This is a genomic window from Pseudomonas sp. 21LCFQ010 (assembly GCF_024129905.1).
Lineage (GTDB): Bacteria > Pseudomonadota > Gammaproteobacteria > Pseudomonadales > Pseudomonadaceae > Aquipseudomonas.
The window spans coordinates 238788-258582 of record NZ_JAMYDZ010000006.1; the positions used below are offsets into that span (position 1 = coordinate 238788).

Sequence of the window (19795 nt, forward strand, 5' to 3'; positions counted from 1 at the left end):
CATCATGCTGGAAAGCTGCGAGAGTGCTCAGGAGCGTTGGGGTGGGGTCAACCTGCTGATTGATCGTTGGCTCCTCGAACGTCATGAACTGATCCGGGCCTATGATGCCCTTGGCGGTTCTCCGCAATCGCTTGGCGAGCGCAAGGCAAAGCAACGCTTCTGCCAGTTGCTGGTCGACTATGTCTCTGCCGGTCACTTCGAAGTCTATGAGCAACTCAGCGATGAAGCCCGGGCGTTTAACGACGAGCGGGGTCTTGAGTTGGCCGACACACTGTTCCCGCGTCTGGAGGTCATCACCCAGTTTGCTCTGGCGTTCAATGATCGCTGCGACAAGAATGAATCTTCAGATTGCGCCACTGAGTTCAAGAAACTTGGCGGGCTGCTGCACGAGCGCTTCGAACTCGAAGACTGCCTGATCGAGGTGCTGCACAACTCGCACAAGGAAGAGGCCAGCGCTGAAGCCTGAGCTTTTAAAAAGAGTTATCAGAGCGTTGTGAAAAAGGGTGCTTCGGCACCCTTTTTTCGTTCAGTGCGAAACAGCCAGTAACTCGATTTCGAACACCAGCGGCGTGAACGGGTCAATCAGGTCACCTGCGCCTTCGGCGCCATAGGCTTGTGCCGATGGAATCACCAGACGCCATTTGGCTCCGACCGGCATCCCTTGCAGGGCGGTAGTCCAGCCGCTGATCACGCTGTCGAGGCGGAACCACTGGGGCTGGCTGCTTTGATCGAACACCGTGCCGTCTGGCAGACGCCCGGTGTAACGCACCTCGACCCGGCCATTGGGGTCGGGTCGAGGGCCGCTGCCGGCGACCAGTTCGCTCATGAGGATTCCGTCAGCCAGAACCTTGACGCCCGGCTTGGCTTTTTCCGCGTCCATGAAACGCCGCTCCGCAGCCAGTGCGGCTTCGGTCTGCGAATCGGTGCCGGCGGCTTCTGCCTGGGTCATGGCCGCATCGTGGTCGGCGAGGATCTTGTCGATGCGTGCTTGTTTGAGTGCCAGCGGCTTGCCCTGATAGGACTGCTTCAAACCCTCGACCAACGCATCCAGATCAAGGTCCGGGACCTCCTGGCGCATCCGTTCACCCAGGCTGGCGCCCAGGCTGTAGGCCAGATCACGGGTATCGCTGGACGCCGGGGGCTCACTGGCCTGGGCCAGTTGCACAACCAGAACCAACGACATTAACAGGTAGCGCGACATGGCTGCTCTCCGGCCAGTAATGAAAAAGCCTGAAGATTATGCCAGTGCTGGCGGGCTGGATGAGCAACCTGTAGAGGTGAAATTTTTCAGACAGGCCATGAACTTGCACAATCTTGCGGGTGATGATGCAACAGCGGGCTTGCAATGCTGTCAAGATGCGCTAGCGGCGCTTCGGGCAGAGGGCTAGTATGGGCCGCAATTTCGTCAGCCAGGAGGTAAATCATGTCGGCCAAAAAGAAGCCAGTAAATACCCCATTGCATTTGCTCCAACAACTGTCGAGCAGCTTGCTCGAGCATCTGGAAGACGCCTGCACTCAAGCTCAGGCCGATGCCGAGAAACTGCTCGCCAAGCTGGAAAAACAACGGGTCAAGGCCCAGGAAAAACTGCACAAGTCGCGCACCCGCATTCAGGACGCTGCTGCCTCCGGAAAAACCAAGGCTCAGGCCAAAGCCAAGACCGCTGTCGAAGAACTTGAAACGCTGCTCGACACCCTCAAAGATCGTCAGACCGAGACGCGCAACTACATTCAGCAACTCAAGCGTGATGTGCAGGAAAGCCTCAAGCTGGCCCAAGGCGTGGGCCGCGTAGGCGAAGCTGTCAGTAAAGTGTTGAGCTCGCGCGAAGCCAAGCCGGCTGCCAAATCTGCCGCTGCCAAGGCGCCAGCGAAAACCGCCGCTGCCAAACCTGCTGCCGCCAAGCCAGCTGCCAAACCCGCTGCTGCCAAGGCGCCAGCCGCAGCCAAGCCCGCTGCCAGCAAGGCACCAGCCGCCAAACCTGCTGCTGCCAAAGCACCAGCCAAGGCCGCCGCCGCTAAACCAGCCGCCGCCAAGCCTGCTGCCGCCAAGGCCCCGGCCAAACCAGCCGCCGCCAAGCCTGTTGCCGCCAAGGCCCCGGCCAAACCAGCCGCTGCCAAGCCCGCTGCCGCCAAGGCCCCGGCCAAACCAGCCGCCGCCAAGCCTGCTGCTGCCAAGGCCCCGGCCAAACCAGCCGCTGCCAAGCCCGCTGCCGCCAAGGCCCCAGCCAAACCAGCCGCCGCCAAGCCTGCTGCTGCCAAGGCCCCGGCCAAACCAGCCGCTGCCAAGCCTGCTGCTGCCAAGGCCCCAGCCAAACCAGCCGCCGCCAAACCTGAAGCCGCCCCGGCTGCAACTGCAAGCACGTCGGCACCTGCTGCGCCAGCCGCCCCGGCTACAGCGCCAGCAGTTGCCAACAGCGTCAACCCGAGCAGCGCTTCCTAAGCTGCTTGCCGGCGTCACTGGCCGCGTCGCACAGCACTTGCAGTGCGTCGCGGTCCAGCCCCGCCACTTCTGGGGCCAGCGTCTTGAGCCATAGTCCGGTCTCGTTTGCCTGCTCTTCAGGCCATTGCAGAACCAGGGCCTGCAAGCGTTGCAGCAGAGCCTGTTCGGCATCCAGCTCCAGTTTCTTGAGCTGATTGCGCAGCGTCGCCAACCCCGCATCTGCTTTTGCGTTGCTACGCCATTGAATGCGTAGCGCACGCAGTGGAGTGACCACGTCTGCCTGCCAAGGCCGGGCCAGCGCGCTGATTGCTTCGACCCGCGCCGGATGGCAAGCCACCCCGCGCGCGCCCAGCCAGACTCCGCATAGCAGCATGCACACATCCGCACCCTGGTCCTGCAGGCGCAGGCAGGCCTGCTCGATACCGGGCCGGGCATAGAAATCGAGGGTGAAACTCCATAGATCCGCAGGCATAGTGGTCCACCTGTCCGGGACGAAGCTGGTAGACTCCGCCGCCATCATGATTCGAATTGAAAACCTCACCTTACAGCGTGGTCCGCAGCGTCTGCTAGAAGATGCTGAATTGACCTTGCACGCCGGCCAGAAAGCCGGCCTCATCGGTGCCAACGGCGCCGGCAAATCCAGCCTGTTCGCGTTGCTGCGCGGCGAGCTGCATCCGGACTCCGGTGACTGCCGCCTGCCCGCCGACTGGCGGATTGCGCACATGCGCCAGGAAGTCGATACCCTCGAACGTCTGGCTGTGGACTATGTGCTCGATGGCGACGTGCATTTGCGCGATGTCCAGCGTCAGTTGGCTGAAGCTGAAACGGCCCACGATGGCACCGCTCTGGCGCGTCTGCACGCCGAACTCGACAGCGCCGATGGCTACACCGCCGATGCCCGGGCGCGCAAGCTGCTGGCCGGCCTTGGCTTCAGCAATGAGCAGATGGAGCGTCAGGTCGGCAGTTTCTCCGGTGGCTGGCGGATGCGCCTGAACCTGGCCCAGGCGCTGATGTGCCCTTCCGACCTGCTGTTGCTCGACGAACCGACCAACCACCTGGACCTCGACGCGATCCTGTGGCTCGAAGACTGGCTCAAGGGTTATCCGGGCACCCTGTTGCTGATTTCCCACGACCGCGATTTTCTCGATGCCGTGGTCGATCATGTGGCGCACGTCGAGCAGCGCAAGATCATTCTCTACCGCGGTGGCTACAGTGCCTTCGAGCGCGCCCGTGCCGAGCGTCTGGCCCAGCAGCAACAGGCCTACGAAAAGCAGCAGGCGCAGCGCGCGCACATGGAAAAGTACATCGCCCGCTTCAAGGCCCAGGCCACCAAGGCCCGCCAGGCGCAGAGCCGGATCAAGGCCCTGGAGCGCATGGAAGAGCTGTCGGCGGCCCACGTCGACTCACCGTTCAACTTCACTTTCCGCGAGTCGGAGAAGATCTCCAGCCCGTTGCTGGACCTGTCTGATGCCCGTCTGGGTTATGGCGACAAGACCATCCTGGAGAAGGTCAAGCTGCAACTGACCCCAGGCGCGCGCATCGGCCTGCTCGGCCCCAACGGGGCGGGCAAGTCGACCCTGATCAAGAACCTGTCCGGTGAGCTGCAACCGTTGGCCGGGCGCTTGCAACGCGGTGAAAACCTCTCGGTGGGCTACTTTGCCCAGCATCAGCTCGACTCGCTGGACGCCAAAGCCAACCCCTTGTTGCACCTGCAGCGTCTGGCGCCCACTGAACGCGAGCAGACCCTGCGCGACTTCCTCGGCGGTTTCGACTTCCGTGGCGCGCGCCTCGATGAACCGGTGGTGAATTTCTCCGGTGGCGAAAAGGCCCGCCTGGCCCTGGCCCTGATTGCCTGGGAAAAGCCCAACCTGCTGCTGCTCGACGAACCGACCAACCACCTTGACCTGGAAATGCGCCTGGCGCTGACCATGGCCTTGCAGGAGTTCAGCGGTGCGGTGCTGGTGGTGTCTCACGACCGGCATTTGCTCAAGAGCACCACCGACAACTTCATGCTGGTGGCCGACGGCCGGGTCGAGGAGTTTGATGGCGACCTGGACGACTACACCCGCTGGCTGGCCGACTATCGTCAGCGCAACGCGCCGGTCAGCAACACCCCGGTCAATGCCGACAAGACCGACAAAAAGGCCCAGCGCCAGCAGGCCGCGGCCTTGCGTCAGCAACTGGCGCCGCACAAGAAACAGGCTGAAAAGCTTGAGCGTGAACTGGGTGAGGTGCAGGAAAAACTCGCCAGAATCGAGCACGGTCTGGCTGACAGCGCCATCTACGAAGCCGCCAGCAAGGACAAACTGCGTGAGCTGTTGTCTGAACAGGCCAGGCTGAAAACCCGTGAGGGTGAGCTCGAAGAGGGCTGGATGGAGGCACTGGAGGTGCTGGAAACCATGCAGGCCGAGCTCGAAGCGTTGTCGTAAAGGTGCAAAGGTTGATGGACGTATTAGGCGTGACACTGGCAGCCCACTGGATCGAACCGATCTGGCTGGGCGTGCAAGTGCTGTTGATCCTGCTGGCGGGTTACCTGATCCAGCGTGTGGTAGGACGTTTTCTGACCCGCCTGGGCGAGCGTTACCCGTTGCCACCAGAGCTGTTGATGCCGGTGCGTGGCGGTTTGCGCTGGTTCATCATGGGCAGCGCCTTCGTCATCGTGCTGGGCCGCCTGGGCGTCTCGGCCACGGTGTTGTGGACGGCCCTGTCAGGCTTCGTGGCGGTGGCCGCGGTGGCGTTCTTTGCCATGTGGAGTGTGCTGTCGAACCTCTTGTGCGCGGTGATGATCTTCACCATCGGGCCGTTTCGCATCGGTGATGTGGTGGAACTGGTCGATACGCTCGACAAACCCGGGGTCAAAGGCCGGGTCACGGCCATCAACCTGATGTTCACCACCTTGATCGAGCTGCCCGAGCAGGGCGGTGCGCTGGTGCAGGTGCCCAACAGCCAGTTCTTCCAGAAGGCCGTGCGGCGCTGGCGCGGCACTGATGTGCTTCCCCAGATCCTTGCCGACAAGCCGGCCAGTGAAGGCAAGTAACAGCCTGGTAAAACGTCAGTCGGCCGCTGCATGGCGGCCAGACCTGCAAAGCATTGGTCGCTCAAGCCTGTGCCTGCCTAGAGTCGTAGCCCTCTGTTTCTGCTTCGAGAGGGCTACCCATGCAGTCTGCGCTGACTCAGCGTCATCTTTTTCCCGAGACCGTGCGCCTCGGCCCGTTGCTGGGCGGGCGAATCGACGGCATTCAGTTGCATGACCTGGATGACGCGCAACTGACGCAGCTTGAGGCCGAGCTGGTCCGGCACAAGGTGCTGTTCTTCCCCGAGCAGCAATGGACTGCCCTGCAGCAACGTGATTTCGCTGCGCGGCTGGGCGAGTTGCATGTACATCCCACCTTTCAGGCCCATGCCGATACCCAGGAACTGGTGGTCTTCAACTACGACGAAACCCGCAAGGGCGCCAACGACACCTGGCATGCTGACGTAACCTTCGCCGAGCGGCCGCTCAAGTACGGTGTGCTGCATGCCGAAACGATTCCCGAGGTCGGTGGCGATACCCTGTGGGTCGACGCGGAGGCGGCCTATCAGGCGCTGTCCGCGCCGCTGCGGGCGCTGCTCGACGGTCTGGAGGCGGTGCACAGCGTGTTCCCGGCGCTGGACTACGTCAATCGGCTCGAACAGCCCGGTCTGCTCGACAACCTGCTTAAACTGCCGGACCCCACCCGTCACCCGGTGGTGCGTCGGCATCCGGTGTCGGGACGGCCGTCGCTGTTCGTCAACCGGGCCTTTACCGCACACATCGTCGGCCTGACACCTGCCGAGTCCAAAGCGTTGCTGGAGTTGTTGTTCCTGCATCTGGAAAACCCGGCATTCCAGTTGCGCTGGCGCTGGCAGGCCGGTTATGTGGCGATCTGGGATAATCGCAGCACCCAGCACCTGGCAGTATCCGATTACTTTCCGGCGATTCGCCGGGTACGCCGCGCTGCAGTGCTGGAAGAACAACGCCCGACACCCGCTCACCCTGACAAGGAAACCGCCCAATGACTGTATTCTCGCGAGCCTTGAGTGCCACACTGCTGGCGCTGACAGTCTGGCTTGGGATCGGCAGCGCCCAGGCTGAAACCGCCCCGCAGGTCATCCGCATCGGGGTGCCTGACCTCAGTACCCGCAACAAGCCTTATGCGCCCGGTGCGCTGGGCGTGGCTCAGCGTCAGCAGCAACTGGAAAAGGCCTTTGCCGGCAGCGCTACACGGGTCGAGTGGCATTTCTTCCGGGGCGCGGGCCCGGCGATCAACGAAGCCTTGGCCAACGATCAACTGGACGTGGTCGGCCTGGGTGACCTGGCGGCAATCATCGGCCGCTCGAGCGGCTTGCAGACCCGGGTGCTGATGGGCTCGCGGGGCACCAACATGTTCCTTGCCAGCCGTCCTGAGGCGGCTATTCACAAAGTCGAAGACCTCAAGGGCAAGCGCGTGGCGGTGTACCGTGGGACCGCCGACCAGCTGTCGTTCGGCCGGCTGTTGGCGGGTGCCGGATTGCGTGAGCAGGATGTGAAGGTCATCAGCCTGGACTGGACCGCCGCGGCCTCGGCGCTGCTGGCCGGGCAGATTGATGCCACCTGGTCGAACTACAACGTGCTGACTTTGCGCGACAAGGGCATGAGCATTGCCCTGAGTACCCAGACCCTGTCATTGCAGGCCACCACCCAAGGCACCTTGCTGGCGACTCAGGCGTTCATTGATCAGTACCCGCAGGCCGTGCAGAAGCTGGTCGACACACTGGTGGACAACTCCGCCAGCCTGATCGACCCGGCCAGCTACGAGCAGTACCTGGTGGCGCAGGAGCAGGCCAGCGGTATCCCGGTTGCCCTGGCCAGGGAAGAGAGCAAGGGCATGGACCTGCGTTTTCGTTTCTCGCCGCGCCTGGACCCGTTCCTGAGTTCAAGCCTGCAGGAGAGCCAGCGTCAGGCCAGCGAGCTGCGCCTGATTCGCAAGCCGTTCGATGTCGAACAATGGCTGGAACCGCGTTTCGTCGAGCAGGCGGTCAGCCGCCATGGGGCATCAGCCTGGCCGCTTTACGATGCACAGGGCAAGGCGTTGCCCTGAGGCTGCGCGCGGGCCGGCTCGTCGATCTGCTCCAGGGTCTCGATCATGCTGCGTGCTTGCGGGCTCAGCAACTGGTCGGCGCGTTGCACAATCACAAAGCAGGCGCCGCCATCACGCAGCAGGGCGGGCTCGTCGCAGCAGCGCAGGCGCTGGAATTCACCGTTGCGGGTCAGGGTGTCAATGACTTCGAGCTGCAATACGCCGATGCTGTCCGAACCGGCCATCAGGGTCGGTAACAGGTCATTATGCTGGGTCTCCAGATTCAGTGCCGGCCCGCGCTCGCTCCAGTGTTCCTGCAGCAGTCCGCGCAGTTCCAGCGGCAGCATGGCGCTGACTCGCGGGTAATCCACCAGTTGCCGGAAATGGGGCTTTGCCTGTTGTAGCAACGGGTGGCCGCTGCGACAGACCAGACCAAAGCGGCGAAAGCGCAGCGGTTTGACCAGATAGCGGGTGCCAATGTCCATGTGCCGCAGATCGGCGACCAGAAAGCTGATCTCGCCTTCATCGAGCAGCTCCAGCAGTTCCGAAGGCTTGCCGACCCGCACGTCCAGCGCGGTATGCGCAAAATCCCCGACGAAGACGGCCAGCGCCTCAGGCACCAGGCGCGCCGCGACCAGCGGCCCGACGCCAAAGCTGAGGCGGCTGCTGGTGACGCTCGGTTGCTCGGCGGCCATCTCGTCGCGCAGGTTGCTGGCCTCATCCAGCAAACGGCTGGCGCGCACCCGCAGCGCTTCGCCCTTGGCAGTCAGCAGCACGCCACGGCTGCCACGCTCGACCAGTGGCCCGCCGAGTTCGCTTTCCAGGCCCTGAATGCTGCGGCTGAACGCCGACTGAGTGATGCAGGCGGCTTCGGCGGCGCGCGTGAAGTTCAAGTGCCTGGCCAAGGCCAGGAAATGCCGGAGTTGGCGTAAATCCATGGGTCAGACCTTTGAGTCATGTCTGTGATGCGATTAATGAATTTCCCGCTGCCGATGCCGATTGCTACAAAGGCTCTGCATTATCCGGTTCTAACCGTCAGTGCCAAAAGACCAAAAACGAATAACCTTAGCCGCGTCCGGGCCACACGCTCCGCCACCACCACCGCTGGAGGTTTCGCCGACGCACTGCACGAGCCTTCGCCATGAAACCGCCTTTTTCGTTACTCCCCCTTGCTGCTCTGAGCCTGTTGCCGCTGGTTTGCCAGGCCGACGCTGACGCCTCCAGCCCGCCGCGTGAGGCCCAGGCCGACACTGCGCTCAAGACCGTGACTGTTACGGCCACCCGCCGTGAAGCGAGCCTGCAGAAAGTGCCGGTTGCCGTGTCGGTGATCGACGGCGAGCAACTGGAGCGGGAAAACCGCAACGGTGTCGCCAGCATCGCCCAGCGTGTGCCGACCCTGAATTTTCGGACCGCAGCATCGAGCAAGGACACCTCATTGTTCGTGCGCGGGGTCGGTACGATCTCGACCTCGCCGGGCGTCGAGCCGAGTGTTTCGACGGTGATCGACGGTGTGGTCTATGGGCGTCCAGGCCAGGCCACCCTGGATTTGATGGAAGTCGAGCGGGTTGAAGTATTGCGCGGCCCGCAGGGGACGCTGTTCGGCCGTAACGCCTCGGCCGGGGTGCTGAACGTGGTCAGCCGCGAGATTCCCGGGCAGACCCGTGGCTATGCGGATTATTCGTTGTTCGGCAAAGGTAACGAACAGCGCCTGCGGTTCGGCATCGGCGGCGCGCTGACTGACAACCTCAAAGGCTCGCTCAGCACCCTGTGGGGCGACTACGACGGCAATGTGCGCAATACCTTCAACGGCAACAAGGTCAACGGTTACGACACCAAGGGCCTGCGCGGCAAGCTGCAGTTCGACCCTAACGAAGACCTGCGCATTACCCTGATCGGTGATTACAGCGAATCGGGCAACACCAATCCCAATGGTGTGCCGTATAAAACCAACGCCGCGTTTTCCAGCGCCTTTGCGCCGAACCGGGCCGCCACCAGCAACCGTGATGTGGAAAACGACTACCGCACCTATGCCGAAGATACCCACAAGGGGTTGTCGGCCCAGGTCGACTGGCGCCTCGGCGGGCATACCCTGACCTCGATCACTGCTTGGCGCGGCTGGGATAACCAGCAGTATCAGGATCAGGATCGGCTGGCCGGTCTGCCGGTGGATGCCTTGCACGATGCCGGTCAGGTCGATTACGACCAGTTCAGCCAGGAAGTACGGCTGGCGTCCCCTACCGGGCAGTTTTTTGAGTATGTGGTGGGCGCTTACCTGTATCACGGCGAATCGAAAGAAGCTTATCAGCGCCAACTGGTAACGCTCGGCGATGCCCAGTCGGCGCGTGGCAAATTCAGCGCCACCAACGACAGCTATGCGCTGTTCGGTGAAAGCACGCTGAACTTCACCGATGACTGGCGCGGCATCGTCGGCCTGCGCTTTACCCGCGATGAACTGGAATACGATCACCAGCGGGTTTCGAGCTCGCCGCTGACCTTGCGCTCGATGCGCCCGTCCTTTGCCTCCAGCGGCTCGCACAGCGATACCGGGGTGTCGGGCCGGCTGGGCCTGCAACACGACTTCAATGACCACCTGACCGGCTACGTGACCTATTCGCGGGGCTACAAAGGCCCGGCGTACAACGTGTATTTCCAGATGTATGAGCTGGACACTCAGGCACTGGACCCGGAAACCTCCAACAGTTGGGAAGTCGGTCTCAAAAGCACGGCGCTGGACCAGCGACTGACCGCCAACCTGGCGCTGTTCCGTAGCGATTACGACAACTATCAGGCCAACTTCTTCGATCAGGTCGGCGGCTCGCCGGTCACCCGCCTGATCAACGCAGGCTCGGTGCGCAGCGAAGGTGCCGAGCTGGACCTGAGCCTGCAGGCCACCCGGCAACTCAAACTCAGTGCCGCGCTGGCCTACACCCGCGCACGGGTCGAGGATTTTCAATGCCCACCGGGCGCGGCCGCCAGTTGCAACATCAATGGCAAGCCGCTGCCGTTTTCCCCGGACTGGAAAAGCTACGTGCGCGCCGACTACAGCATCCCGTTGGAAAACGGCCTGGATATCGAGCTGAGCACCGATTACAGCTGGCAGAGCGAAGTGCAGTACAGCCTCGACCAGAACGTCGACACCAAACAGGGCGCCTACGGTATCTGGAATGCCAGTGTGGCCCTGGCCGATTACAGCGAAGGCTGGCGGGTCGCGTTACTGGCGCGCAACCTCACCGACCGCTCCTATGCACCGCTGCTGATGTCCAGCACCAACGGCATCAATCGCATGGTGCCGCGTGATGACCAGCGCTATTTCGGCGTGCAATTGCGCAAGGACTTCTGATGAGCCGGCCCAATTTCGTGGTGATCGTCGCCGACCAGTTGCGGGTCGATTGCCTGCCCGGCTTCAACCCGGCCAGCCCGGTGCGCACGCCGCATCTGGAGCGTCTGGCGGCGGGCGGAGTGCGCTTTGGCGAGGCGTTTACCCAGCACAGTGTGTGCTCGCCGTCGCGGGTGTCATTTCTGTCCGGGCGTTACCCGCACGTGAATGGCCATCGCTTTTTGCAATACCTGCTCGACCCGCAGCAGCCCAACTTTCTGCGCTGCTTCAAAGACAACGGTTATCACGTGGTCCATGCCGGTGCCCGGGGCGATACCTTCGCCGCCGGTGCCGCCGAGCTGGCGCTGGATGAGCACGGGTTTGCCGACCCGGCGCTCACTACCTTTGCGGACTTCATCGGCCGCAATCATGGTCAGGCCGACGATCTGATGGCGCGTGCGCACTACCGGGGTGAGCGCGCCGAGGGTGTCATGGACTTTGACGAGGCGACCATCAGCACCGCTGAACAATGGCTCAGGCAGCCGCCGGACAAACCCTGGGTGCTTTACATCCCGCTGGTGTTCCCGCATCCGCCGTTTGCCGTCGAGCAACCCTGGTTCTCGATGTACCCGCGTGCGGATGTGCAGGCACCGCGTGAATTCACGGGACCACGCGCCGGTTACTACCGCGAACTGGCTCGCCGGCATGGCTGGGACCGGTTAAGCGATGAGCAGTGGCGCGAGATACGCGCGGTGTATTACGGCATGATCTCGCGGCTGGACAGCCAGGTCGGGCGCTTGCTCGATGGCCTGCAAGCCAATGGCAGTGCAGGCAACACCTACGTCACCTTCTTTGCCGACCATGGCGAATACCTGGGCGACTTCGGCCTGCTGGAAAAATGGCCGGCCGGCGTCGATGAGTGCCTGGTACGCACCCCGTTGATTGTCTCGGGGCCGGGGCTGGCCGGTGGCGGGTACAGTGATGCGCTGGTGGAACTGATCGACGTGTTCCCGACCTTGCTGGAGCTGGCCGACGCGCCCGTGGAGCATGCGCATTTCGGCCGCAGCTTCACGGCCTGCCTGTATGACCCGACGGCGCAGCATCGCGACGAAGCGTTCAGCGAGGGCGGCTTTCGCCTCGAAGAAGCCGACCTGCTGGAGCGCGGGCCGTTTCCTTACGACATCAAGAGCCAGTTGCAACACGAACGCACTGACCTGGTGGGCAAGGTCGTCGCCTTGCGCAACCGTGAATGGACCTACATCTGGCGCCTGTACGAACCCGCCGAGCTGTATCACCGTTCCAGCGACCCTCATGAACAGCACAACCTGGCCGGGCGCACCGAGCATGCTGCGGTCGAGCAGCACCTGACCCAACGGGTGCTGCGCTGGTTGCTGGACAGCGCCGATGTGATTGATCGTCGCAGTTGGGAGCGTTTTCCGGCGGTGGATTTGCCCCGACCGGCCACGCCTCGATAAACATCTGGGTATCTCAAAAAACGTAGGCGAGGCAGCCAGCGCAAGGCGAAAACCGGCGAAAAAGCGCAGTTTACAAGTTGTAAATGAGCATTTTGAGCCTGTTTTCAACGCAGCGATGGCAACGCAGGTAGTTTTTAGAGGTGCCCATCTGGTCACATTTGGAGATAACGCATACCGTAACGCCCAGTTGAATCAATTCGAGGTGTGCGATGGCGTTTGAAACATGGCTGGCATTTTTTGCCGCGTGCTGGGTAATCAGTCTGTCACCGGGTGCCGGGGCGATCGCCTCGATGTCCTGCGGTCTGCAATACGGCTTCTGGCGTGGCTACTGGAACGCTCTGGGCCTGCAACTGGCACTGGTGGCGCAGATCGGCATTGTTGCGGCGGGGCTCGGTGCGGTACTGGCGACCTCGGACCTGGCGTTCTCGGTGATCAAATGGTTCGGTGTGTTGTACCTGATCTACCTGGGCGTCAAGCAATGGCGTGCGCAGCCTACTGAGCTGAGCGAAGACCCGGCCATGCGCCCGATCGGCAAGCCGCTGAGCCTGGTGCTGCGTGGCTTTCTGGTGAACATGAGCAACCCCAAGTCGCTGGTGTTCATGCTGGCGATCCTGCCGCAGTTCATCGACCCGAGCGCGCCGTTACTGGCGCAATACGTGATCATCACCCTGACCATGGTGGCGGTGGACCTGACCGTGATGGCTGGCTACACCGGGCTGGCCTCTCGCGTCTTGCGCGCGCTCAAGACCCCACGTCAGCAAAAGCGCCTGAATCGCACCTTTGCCAGCCTGTTCGTCGGTGCTGCGGGCTTTCTTGCGACCCTGCATCGCGGCACTGCCTGACACCCGATGGCTTGCCCGCCGTAGGAGCTGCTTCAGCAGCGAACGGGATTCGCTGCTGAAGCAGCTCCTACGGGGTAATACCGATCAGTCAAGAGAGTTGGCTCATCAGTTGCCGTTGCTTTTGATCTTTGAGCCGAGATGGTACAGACGACGCCGAACGCGACTTGGGTGCAGGCCGAGGGTAGGCGTCGATTCGGGGGAGAAACTGGCAGGGAAGCCAGTTTCAGGTGCGCTGGGCAGGGATGCCCATCGCGCCGGCCCCCGAATCGGCGCCGGACGGAGGGAAGTCTGCCCGCAGGGCGGACCCAAACCAGGAGCAAGCGGTTTTCCCCGGTTTTGCCAAGACAAAATCGGGTCGCCCAGCAGGGCGAAACCTGCGGCTCAGACAACTCGATTAGGGATTTTCCATCACTCGAAAGAGCGTCGCGAGCAGGCCGTACCGATCAGTCAAGTCGGCACGGCTCGCAAGCCAAGACTCAGCGCAGGATGCGCGGAGCCTCGTCGCGGGGCAGGTTGTTGTGCTGTACGGGTTGTTCAACCCATTCCACCTCGCCACGCAGTTGCTCGCGCAACTGGCGGCTGACATCCACGCCGATCGACTTGGACACTTCACGCACCACCCGGCCGCGGTTGAGCGAGACCTTGATGTCACGGCTGTTGACCAGCTTGGTGTCCTGGCCTTCGCCCATCGCCGTGAACGCCGAGGTGATCTCGAAGGTACGGGTGTTGATCAGGCTGAAGTCGGCCACCAGGGTGATACCCATGACCGCCGAATAGCTATCGGTATGGGCCAGCTCGTTGATGTCTTCGCGGAAGTCGATATCCGACACCGTGCCGAACAACACGTAGTCAGCACCCTTGAAGCTGCCATTCTTGATCCGGCGGATCACGTCGTAGACATCCTCCTTGGAGCTGGAGGTGTAGGGCGTGCCCTGAACCAGCTGGAACATGCCGGACTTGAGAATCTCGCCCTTGATGTCGCCGCTGAACTTGCGCAGCTCGCCCTGCTCGATGTAGCTGTTGCGCGACTCATAGGAGTCGTAGCTGGCCGAGCCCTGATAGCCTGCGCTGTAGGCATTGGCATGGGCGCTTTCGCTGGCGCGGGCCGAGACAATACGGATGTACTGCTCGACGCGCTGCTGGAACGCCATGTCTGCTACGGCCACCTTGGGGGCGGCCTGCACGCCGAAGGCGCACAGCAGGCCGATGATGCCGATCCATGCACGCATTGCTTAGCGCTCCGTGGTCTTGCGGATTTCTTTCTCGTCCATCCACTCGGCCAGACCGCTTTCAACGTCGATCAGTTGCAGGCTGAATTTGTAGTAGACGTCCTTGTAGTCGCTGCTGCGCTTGACGATCGAGCTGATCGCGCCTTCCAGGCGGTATTTGGCAGCGATCATGTTGCCGGTCTTGGCGACGGTGGAGTTCTTGTACAGACCGCTCTGGTTTTGCAGCTTGAGCTGGTCGACCTGGCTTTGCATCTGGGTATTGTCGCTGGCGAAACGGGCGGTGCCGCTCTTCATCAGCTGGGTCTTGATCGAGGTGGTGATTTCGCGGGTATCGATGTACTCGCTGGTCTTGTTCTTCACGTCGTAGACCTGAACCACTGGACGGCCTTGCAGGATGCCGGACTGGGCCAGCGAGCGGGTCATGCTCTCGGCGATCATCTGCAGGTCGGTGGAGCCGAACTCGTTGGTGACGGTTTCCACGGCCTTGGTGTCGCCGTAGCTGATGTTCTTGCTGCCCAGGGTCGGCGAGTTGTTGGCGCAACCGGTGGCCAGTACAGCGATGGCAGCGATGGAGCAAAGACGGATAAAGGACATACAGGGGTTCTCTTTAACTTGGCAAAAAGGAAAACGGATCAACGCTGCACTCAGGGCGTATTGACTTCAATCCGGAAGTCGGTGGCCTTGGGGACCGGCGCGATACCTGACAGCACGGTGCTCTGCGAGCCATACAGGGGCAGGGTTTTCCAGGTTTCTTCATCGGCCACCGGGAAACCGTCGTTGCCCAGCCAGGCGAAGCGGTAGTACAGGGTCTTGTTACGGCTGCTGGTGTTGCTCAGCTGGGCTTTGACGGTCAGGAAACCGTTCTCGCGGGCGACCCGAATGGCGCCGACCTCGATGTTCTTGAAATCGCCCATCTGCACGATCTTGCTGGCTGCGCTGCCGGGAGCCGGTGGCGGTGGGGTGGCACAGCCGGCGAGCAGGGCCAGGGCCAGGGCGCCGAGAATCTTGATACGCATTACAGAATCTCCGTCAAAGGGTCATTTGGCAGTTGCAGAAGTGGCAATCGCTTGGGGCACACCGGTCGGAATGACCTGGGCCATCTGGCCGTCGGCGAACACCTGGTTGCCCAGCGCGCGTACGGATACGACCTGGTAGGGCTTATCAACCTTGAACTGCACCTGCGAGCTACCCAAGGTGTTGGGCAGGCTTACCAGATGCTGGCCCTGTGGCAGGCGAATGCGGGCAACCAGGGTGCGGTCAGGCAAGGTGCGCCAGGTGCGGGTGTCAGCACCTTCGGTGACCGCCGAAGCGATCCCGACGGCCAGGCCGGCCAGCGGGTTGACGTCGTTGAGCTGCTTCTGCGCCACGCCTCGGGTAATGGCGCGCACGGTGGTGCGCAGGATGATGCCGGGCATGTCATCGCGCAGTGCACGACGCGACATGTCAGTGGTGCTGTTGAGCAGGGTCAGGTTGACCGCTTTACCGTCCAGGGTCACCTGATTGAACGAGGCGGTGCTGGTGTCGGCGCGGATCACCGGGAACGACAGCGGGGTGATGACCAGGTTACCGCTGATTGGCAGTGGCAATGGAATGCGCACCGAGTCACGGGCCGGCGCAAAGCCGCTCTGGATCACCAGCAGCACTTCGCTTTCGCCGCTTTTGCTGGCGTCGCCATCGAGTTTTTTCAGTGCGTCTTCAAGCAGCGGCGTATTCGGACGCAGCTCTACCGCCTTGCGATAACCCGGCGCGGCCAGACCCTTCTCGCCCAGCGCTTCATACACGAAGCCAGACAGATAGTGACTGAAAGCACTCTGATAGCTGTTTTTCAGGCCGACCACTTCGGGCGCATCCAGCGAGGCCACCGGGTAGCCTTGCAGGTCTTTGAACTGGGTCTTGACGCCTTTCTCCTGAGCTTCCTGCTCGCTCTTGAGGTATTCCTTGTCACGCAGATCGGCAATGACCGCTTCGCGTTCATGGGTCTTTTTGATTTCGGTCCGGGCGCCGTCGAAGTCGTTGCGCGCCAGCAGGTTCAAGGCCATCTGGGTGGTCAGCATGACTTTTTCGTAGTCGTAGCCTTCGTAGCGACGCACCTTGTCGTTGACCAGGAAGCTGCCGAACTGGGCCAGGTACTTGTCGGTATCGAGCTTGACCGACTCTTCCCAGGTGTAAATGACTTTATCGGCCGAGCGCCAGGCGGTCTGGCTGCCGTCCAGGTCACCGCTGGCACGCAGCAGTTCGCCCTTCTCGAAGTAGTAGAGGAGGTCCTTGTCGGCACTGGTATTGTTTTTTTCCAGCGTGGCCAACGCCCCGACAATGTTGCCGGAGGTCATATGCTGGTTGGTTTCCTTGAGCTCGTTGTCGTAGCTGCGAAAGGCGGAGCAGCCGGCCAGTTGTACGGCAGCGACCAGCGTGAGCGCGGTCAAGGCACGAGAAGACATGTGCGTTCCATTCCCTGAAGTCTGTTCGGGTCTCAGGGATAACCCGCTATGCCAGTCCAATGGCCAGGCGCTGCGGGCTGCCTGAATGAGTCCATCCGGTGGGAAAAGTATGTCCCGGTATGTGCGGAGGGCGCGAAATTATAAGGCCGAAGGCGGCGATGACAACGGATATTTGCCGTTGTTCCAGCACACATGCGCAATGGGGCACGCAAATTGCCAACTTGCGCACCTCTTTGTCGCGCCAATCGGCTGTGGAAGGGTGATGCTGCAGCGATGGCTCAGGCAGGTGTTACTTTCTAAAATAAAATGTAATTTTTTGTCACAAATTTCCGCTTTGAGTATTGAGCCTGTGATGGTGTGAGGGAACAATGCACGGCTTTGTAGTCTGTTGAGAATCGTTTCATGCCTTCCCTTGCCCGTGTTCTGAGCTGGCTGCTCATGCCTGTACTGCTGCTGTGCAGCTCTGTGCTGTTGGCCGAGCCTGTTGAAGGCGCCGCCCAGGCGCTGCACTTGCTCGACTACATTGCTGCCGACTACCCGGCGACGGTGGCCGACGGCAAGGTCATCGATGATGGCGAGTACCGCGAGCAGGTCGAATTCCTCGGTGCGTTACAGGGGCTGGTGGTCGGTTTGCCACAGCGGGCCGGGCGCGACAGTCTGGAGCACGGTGTTGAGCAGTTGTTGAGCGCGGTGCAGCGCCGCGATGAGGGCAGCGCCGTGGCCCGTCAGGCCCGCCAGTTGGGCGCCAGCCTGGCCGCCGCTTACGAGGTCAGCCAGGCACCGTTGATTACCCCGGACCCGGCCCGTGGCGCACCGCTGTATGCGCAGGTCTGCTCGGTGTGCCATGGCGCCAGCGGCGCCGGCGACGGGCCGGCCGGTATCGGCCTGGAGCCGCCACCGGCCAATCTGCGCGATGCGGTACGCCTCGATCGGTTAAGCCTGTACGGCATCTACAACACCCTCGGGCTTGGCGTGGCGGGCACCGACATGCCGGCCTTCGGTGAACTGCTCGATGAGCGTCAGCGTTGGGACCTGGCGGTTTATATCGCAGGCTTTACCGCCCAGCCTGGGGCCAGCTCGGACAAGACCTGGCACCTGGCCGACCTGGCGCGTATGACCCCCGCAGAGGTCGAGGCTGCCGAGGGGCCGCAAGCGGCCGCCGCCTTCCGGGCCCAGCGCGCCAAGCCGCCGCAGGTCCAGCGGGGTCCCGCGCAGTTGCTCGATTACACTCGCAGCACCCTGGACAAGAGCCTGGCCGCTTATGCGGCAGGTGACCGCGACCAGGCCTACGACCTGTCGGTTGCCGCTTATCTGGAAGGTTTCGAACTGGTCGAAAGCTCGTTGGACAACGTCGATACCGCGCTGCGCAAGGACACCGAAAAGTCGTTGATGGCGTATCGCCAAGCGGTGCAGGACAACCTGCCTCAGGAGCAGGTGGCTCAGCGTCTGGACGTGGCCAAGGTCAAGCTCAAGGCGTCTGCCGAGGCGTTGGGCGGTGATGGCCTGAGCATGTCCCTGAGCTACATTTCCGGCCTGCTGATTCTGTTGCGTGAAGGGCTGGAAGCGATTCTGGTGCTGGCGGCGATCCTGGCGTTCTTGCGCAACACGGGTCAGGAATCGGCGGTGCGCAGCGTCAACGTTGGTTGGGGCCTGGCATTGCTGGCGGGGCTGGCGACCTGGGCGCTGGCGGCTTATGTGATTGATGTCAGCGGTGCCCAGCGTGAACTGCTCGAAGGCGCCACGGCATTGTTTGCCAGTGTCATGGTGCTGTGGCTCGGGGTCTGGATGCATGATCGCCGCCACGCCGCCGCCTGGCAGGATTATGTGAAGAGCAGCCTGGTCAGTGGTGGCGGCCGTTTCGGCTTTGCTGTGCTGGCATTCTTCTCGGTGTATCGCGAGTTGTTCGAGGTCATCCTGTTTTACGAGACCCTGTGGCTGCAGGCCGGTCCCGCCGGGCATAACGCCGTCCTGGCAGGGGCGGGCACCGCGCTGGTGCTGTTGCTGGGGCTGGCCTGGATCATCCTGCGCGGCTCGGCGAAACTGCCGCTGGCGCTGTTCTTCTCGATCAATGCTGGATTGCTGTGCGCACTGTCGGTGGTGTTCGCCGGACATGGTGTCAAAGCGCTGCAGGAAGCCGGCATCTTCGGCACCCATCCGGTGAATTTCTTCGAGTTCGACTGGCTGGGTGTGCATGCCGATGCCTGGTCGCTGAGCGCTCAGGCAGTGGCGTTGCTGGCGATTGCCTTGCTGTACGGGCGCAGCCGTTTGCAGGAGCGCCGCGCCGCAGGCTGATCGCGGCTATCAGGCCGCATCGTCCTCATGGGTCAGCTCAATGACCCGGTCAACCAGCTTGTTGATCCCTGCAGCGGCCTCGCTGATGCTGCGGGCGAGCATGTAGGCCGGGGTGCTGACCAGTTTGCGCTCGGCGTCTTCGACGATGTCCTCGACATGGCTGTCCTGGTGCACGCCGCCCATCTGGATGATCGCTGCGGCGGTGTCCGGGTCGTTGCCGATGGTACTGATGACGCCCGGGCCGTAGATTTTCGCGGCCAGTGCGGGGGTGATGCAGATCAGCCCGACCGGCTTGCCTGCCTCGACAAAGGCCTTGAGCAGCGCCAGCACGTCTTCCTGCACCTGGCAGGCGGCCCCTTCGCTGGCCAGGTTCGAGAGGTTCTTGGCCGAGCCGAAGCCGCCAGGCACGATGATCGCGTCAAAGTCTTCGGCGCGGGCTTCGCGGACGTCCTGGACGGCGCCGCGGGCGATGCGTGCCGACTCCACCAGTACGTTGCGCGACTCTGCGCTGACTTCACCGGTGAGGTGGTTGATGACATGCAGTTGCGCGATATCCGGTGCGAAGCATTGCACCTGCACGCCGCGTTGATCCAGGCGCAGCAGGGTCAGGACGCTTTCATGGATCTCGGCGCCATCGTAGACGCCGCAGCCAGACAGGATAACGGCTACTTTTTTGTGCATGTCGAAC

18 protein-coding genes are annotated in these 19795 nt (G+C 62.3%); 10 read left to right on the forward strand and 8 right to left on the reverse strand.

Translation table 11 applies throughout. The features are described from left to right. The first annotated feature begins 4 nt into the window (after positions 1-4). Positions 5-466, forward strand: coding sequence for an Rsd/AlgQ family anti-sigma factor (locus NJC38_RS10340; RefSeq protein WP_045484844.1), 462 nt, complete (start codon positions 5-7; stop codon positions 464-466). A 60-nt stretch (positions 467-526) separates the two neighbouring features. Here NJC38_RS10340 and NJC38_RS10345 read toward each other — a convergent pair whose 3' ends face one another. Beyond that, positions 527-1201: an FKBP-type peptidyl-prolyl cis-trans isomerase gene (locus NJC38_RS10345; protein WP_253114146.1), complete on the reverse strand. Its 675-nt coding sequence runs from the start codon at positions 1199-1201 to the stop codon at positions 527-529. A gap of 222 nt (positions 1202-1423) precedes the next feature. Between NJC38_RS10345 and NJC38_RS10350 the strand changes: the two genes are divergently transcribed. Further along, positions 1424-2437, forward strand: coding sequence for an AlgP family protein (locus tag NJC38_RS10350; RefSeq protein WP_253114149.1), 1014 nt, complete (start codon positions 1424-1426; stop codon positions 2435-2437). On the opposite strand, the gene NJC38_RS10355 is transcribed toward NJC38_RS10350, so the two are convergent. Next, positions 2415-2909: a TIGR02444 family protein gene (locus NJC38_RS10355; protein ID WP_045484840.1), complete on the reverse strand. Its 495-nt coding sequence runs from the start codon at positions 2907-2909 to the stop codon at positions 2415-2417. The genes NJC38_RS10350 and NJC38_RS10355 overlap by 23 nt on opposite strands. 46 nt (positions 2910-2955) lie before the next feature. On the opposite strand from NJC38_RS10355, the gene NJC38_RS10360 reads away from it, so the two are divergent. The 4 genes from NJC38_RS10360 to NJC38_RS10375 all read left to right on the forward strand — a co-directional run bounded on the left by NJC38_RS10360 (position 2956) and on the right by NJC38_RS10375 (position 7536). Beyond that, entirely contained in the window at positions 2956-4866 is a 1911-nt protein-coding gene (locus NJC38_RS10360) for an ATP-binding cassette domain-containing protein (RefSeq protein WP_253114152.1), read from the forward strand. A gap of 14 nt (positions 4867-4880) precedes the next feature. Next, positions 4881-5474 carry a mechanosensitive ion channel family protein gene (locus tag NJC38_RS10365; RefSeq protein WP_253114155.1) on the forward strand — a complete coding sequence of 198 codons (594 nt, stop codon included), beginning with the start codon at positions 4881-4883 and terminating at the stop codon, positions 5472-5474. 119 nt (positions 5475-5593) lie between these two features. Beyond that, a complete protein-coding gene (locus NJC38_RS10370; protein WP_253114157.1) occupies positions 5594-6475 on the forward strand; it encodes a TauD/TfdA family dioxygenase in 882 nt (293 codons plus the stop codon). Next, positions 6472-7536: an ABC transporter substrate-binding protein gene (locus NJC38_RS10375; RefSeq protein WP_253114160.1), complete on the forward strand. Its 1065-nt coding sequence runs from the start codon at positions 6472-6474 to the stop codon at positions 7534-7536. Before NJC38_RS10370 ends, NJC38_RS10375 begins: the two co-directional genes overlap by 4 nt. Here NJC38_RS10375 and NJC38_RS10380 read toward each other — a convergent pair. Then, positions 7506-8453, reverse strand: a complete 948-nt coding sequence (locus NJC38_RS10380) for a LysR family transcriptional regulator (RefSeq protein WP_253114162.1) — start codon at positions 8451-8453, stop codon at positions 7506-7508. The genes NJC38_RS10375 and NJC38_RS10380 overlap by 31 nt on opposite strands. A gap of 203 nt (positions 8454-8656) precedes the next feature. On the opposite strand from NJC38_RS10380, the gene NJC38_RS10385 reads away from it, so the two are divergent. The 3 genes from NJC38_RS10385 (at position 8657) to NJC38_RS10395 (ending at position 13148) form a co-directional block, all read left to right on the forward strand. Continuing rightward, complete coding sequence (locus tag NJC38_RS10385) at positions 8657-10855, forward strand: TonB-dependent receptor (protein WP_253114164.1); 2199 nt, start codon at positions 8657-8659, stop codon at positions 10853-10855. Beyond that, positions 10855-12306, forward strand: coding sequence for a sulfatase-like hydrolase/transferase (locus NJC38_RS10390; protein WP_253114166.1), 1452 nt, complete (start codon positions 10855-10857; stop codon positions 12304-12306). The genes NJC38_RS10385 and NJC38_RS10390 overlap by 1 nt, the downstream gene beginning before the upstream one ends. A gap of 209 nt (positions 12307-12515) precedes the next feature. Continuing rightward, positions 12516-13148 (forward strand): LysE family transporter, encoded by a 633-nt coding sequence (locus tag NJC38_RS10395; RefSeq protein ID WP_045484829.1) that lies wholly within the window; start codon positions 12516-12518, stop codon positions 13146-13148. Positions 13149-13624: 476 nt separating this feature from the next. Here NJC38_RS10395 and NJC38_RS10400 read toward each other — a convergent pair whose 3' ends face one another. The 4 genes from NJC38_RS10400 to NJC38_RS10415 are packed head-to-tail and all read right to left on the reverse strand — an operon-like array spanning position 13625 to position 16815. Continuing rightward, a complete protein-coding gene (locus NJC38_RS10400) occupies positions 13625-14377 on the reverse strand; it encodes a hypothetical protein (RefSeq protein WP_045484827.1) in 753 nt (250 codons plus the stop codon). A 3-nt stretch (positions 14378-14380) separates the two neighbouring features. After that, positions 14381-14971, reverse strand: a complete 591-nt coding sequence (gene lpoB, locus NJC38_RS10405; RefSeq protein WP_253114168.1) for a penicillin-binding protein activator LpoB — start codon at positions 14969-14971, stop codon at positions 14381-14383. 50 nt (positions 14972-15021) lie between these two features. Then, positions 15022-15393 carry a YcfL family protein gene (locus tag NJC38_RS10410; RefSeq protein WP_045484823.1) on the reverse strand — a complete coding sequence of 124 codons (372 nt, stop codon included), beginning with the start codon at positions 15391-15393 and terminating at the stop codon, positions 15022-15024. A 21-nt stretch (positions 15394-15414) separates the two neighbouring features. Continuing rightward, positions 15415-16815 carry a COG3014 family protein gene (locus NJC38_RS10415; protein WP_045484821.1) on the reverse strand — a complete coding sequence of 467 codons (1401 nt, stop codon included), beginning with the start codon at positions 16813-16815 and terminating at the stop codon, positions 15415-15417. Positions 16816-17217: 402 nt separating this feature from the next. Between NJC38_RS10415 and NJC38_RS10420 the strand changes: the two genes are divergently transcribed. Next, positions 17218-19107, forward strand: a complete 1890-nt coding sequence (locus NJC38_RS10420) for a cytochrome c/FTR1 family iron permease (RefSeq protein ID WP_253114171.1) — start codon at positions 17218-17220, stop codon at positions 19105-19107. Positions 19108-19116: 9 nt separating this feature from the next. Here NJC38_RS10420 and elbB read toward each other — a convergent pair whose 3' ends face one another. Next, complete coding sequence (gene elbB, locus NJC38_RS10425; RefSeq protein WP_253114173.1) at positions 19117-19788, reverse strand: isoprenoid biosynthesis glyoxalase ElbB; 672 nt, start codon at positions 19786-19788, stop codon at positions 19117-19119. Positions 19789-19795: the final 7 nt, after the last annotated feature.

What these genes read in the sequence shown, in the direction of transcription:
- NJC38_RS10365 (WP_253114155.1), top strand. Translation starts at nt 4,881, where the DNA reads ATGGACGTATTAGGCGTGACACTGGCAGCCCACTGGATCGAACCGATC.
- lpoB (WP_253114168.1), bottom strand. Translation starts at nt 14,971, where the DNA reads ATGTCCTTTATCCGTCTTTGCTCCATCGCTGCCATCGCTGTACTGGCC.
- NJC38_RS10355 (WP_045484840.1), bottom strand. Translation starts at nt 2,909, where the DNA reads ATGCCTGCGGATCTATGGAGTTTCACCCTCGATTTCTATGCCCGGCCC.
- elbB (WP_253114173.1), bottom strand. Translation starts at nt 19,788, where the DNA reads ATGCACAAAAAAGTAGCCGTTATCCTGTCTGGCTGCGGCGTCTACGAT.
- NJC38_RS10340 (WP_045484844.1), top strand. Translation starts at nt 5, where the DNA reads ATGCTGGAAAGCTGCGAGAGTGCTCAGGAGCGTTGGGGTGGGGTCAAC.
- NJC38_RS10350 (WP_253114149.1), top strand. Translation starts at nt 1,424, where the DNA reads ATGTCGGCCAAAAAGAAGCCAGTAAATACCCCATTGCATTTGCTCCAA.
- NJC38_RS10385 (WP_253114164.1), top strand. Translation starts at nt 8,657, where the DNA reads ATGAAACCGCCTTTTTCGTTACTCCCCCTTGCTGCTCTGAGCCTGTTG.
- NJC38_RS10400 (WP_045484827.1), bottom strand. Translation starts at nt 14,377, where the DNA reads ATGCGTGCATGGATCGGCATCATCGGCCTGCTGTGCGCCTTCGGCGTG.
- NJC38_RS10360 (WP_253114152.1), top strand. Translation starts at nt 2,956, where the DNA reads ATGATTCGAATTGAAAACCTCACCTTACAGCGTGGTCCGCAGCGTCTG.
- NJC38_RS10410 (WP_045484823.1), bottom strand. Translation starts at nt 15,393, where the DNA reads ATGCGTATCAAGATTCTCGGCGCCCTGGCCCTGGCCCTGCTCGCCGGC.
- NJC38_RS10380 (WP_253114162.1), bottom strand. Translation starts at nt 8,453, where the DNA reads ATGGATTTACGCCAACTCCGGCATTTCCTGGCCTTGGCCAGGCACTTG.
- NJC38_RS10420 (WP_253114171.1), top strand. Translation starts at nt 17,218, where the DNA reads ATGCCTTCCCTTGCCCGTGTTCTGAGCTGGCTGCTCATGCCTGTACTG.
- NJC38_RS10395 (WP_045484829.1), top strand. Translation starts at nt 12,516, where the DNA reads ATGGCGTTTGAAACATGGCTGGCATTTTTTGCCGCGTGCTGGGTAATC.
- NJC38_RS10375 (WP_253114160.1), top strand. Translation starts at nt 6,472, where the DNA reads ATGACTGTATTCTCGCGAGCCTTGAGTGCCACACTGCTGGCGCTGACA.
- NJC38_RS10345 (WP_253114146.1), bottom strand. Translation starts at nt 1,201, where the DNA reads ATGTCGCGCTACCTGTTAATGTCGTTGGTTCTGGTTGTGCAACTGGCC.
- NJC38_RS10370 (WP_253114157.1), top strand. Translation starts at nt 5,594, where the DNA reads ATGCAGTCTGCGCTGACTCAGCGTCATCTTTTTCCCGAGACCGTGCGC.
- NJC38_RS10415 (WP_045484821.1), bottom strand. Translation starts at nt 16,815, where the DNA reads ATGTCTTCTCGTGCCTTGACCGCGCTCACGCTGGTCGCTGCCGTACAA.
- NJC38_RS10390 (WP_253114166.1), top strand. Translation starts at nt 10,855, where the DNA reads ATGAGCCGGCCCAATTTCGTGGTGATCGTCGCCGACCAGTTGCGGGTC.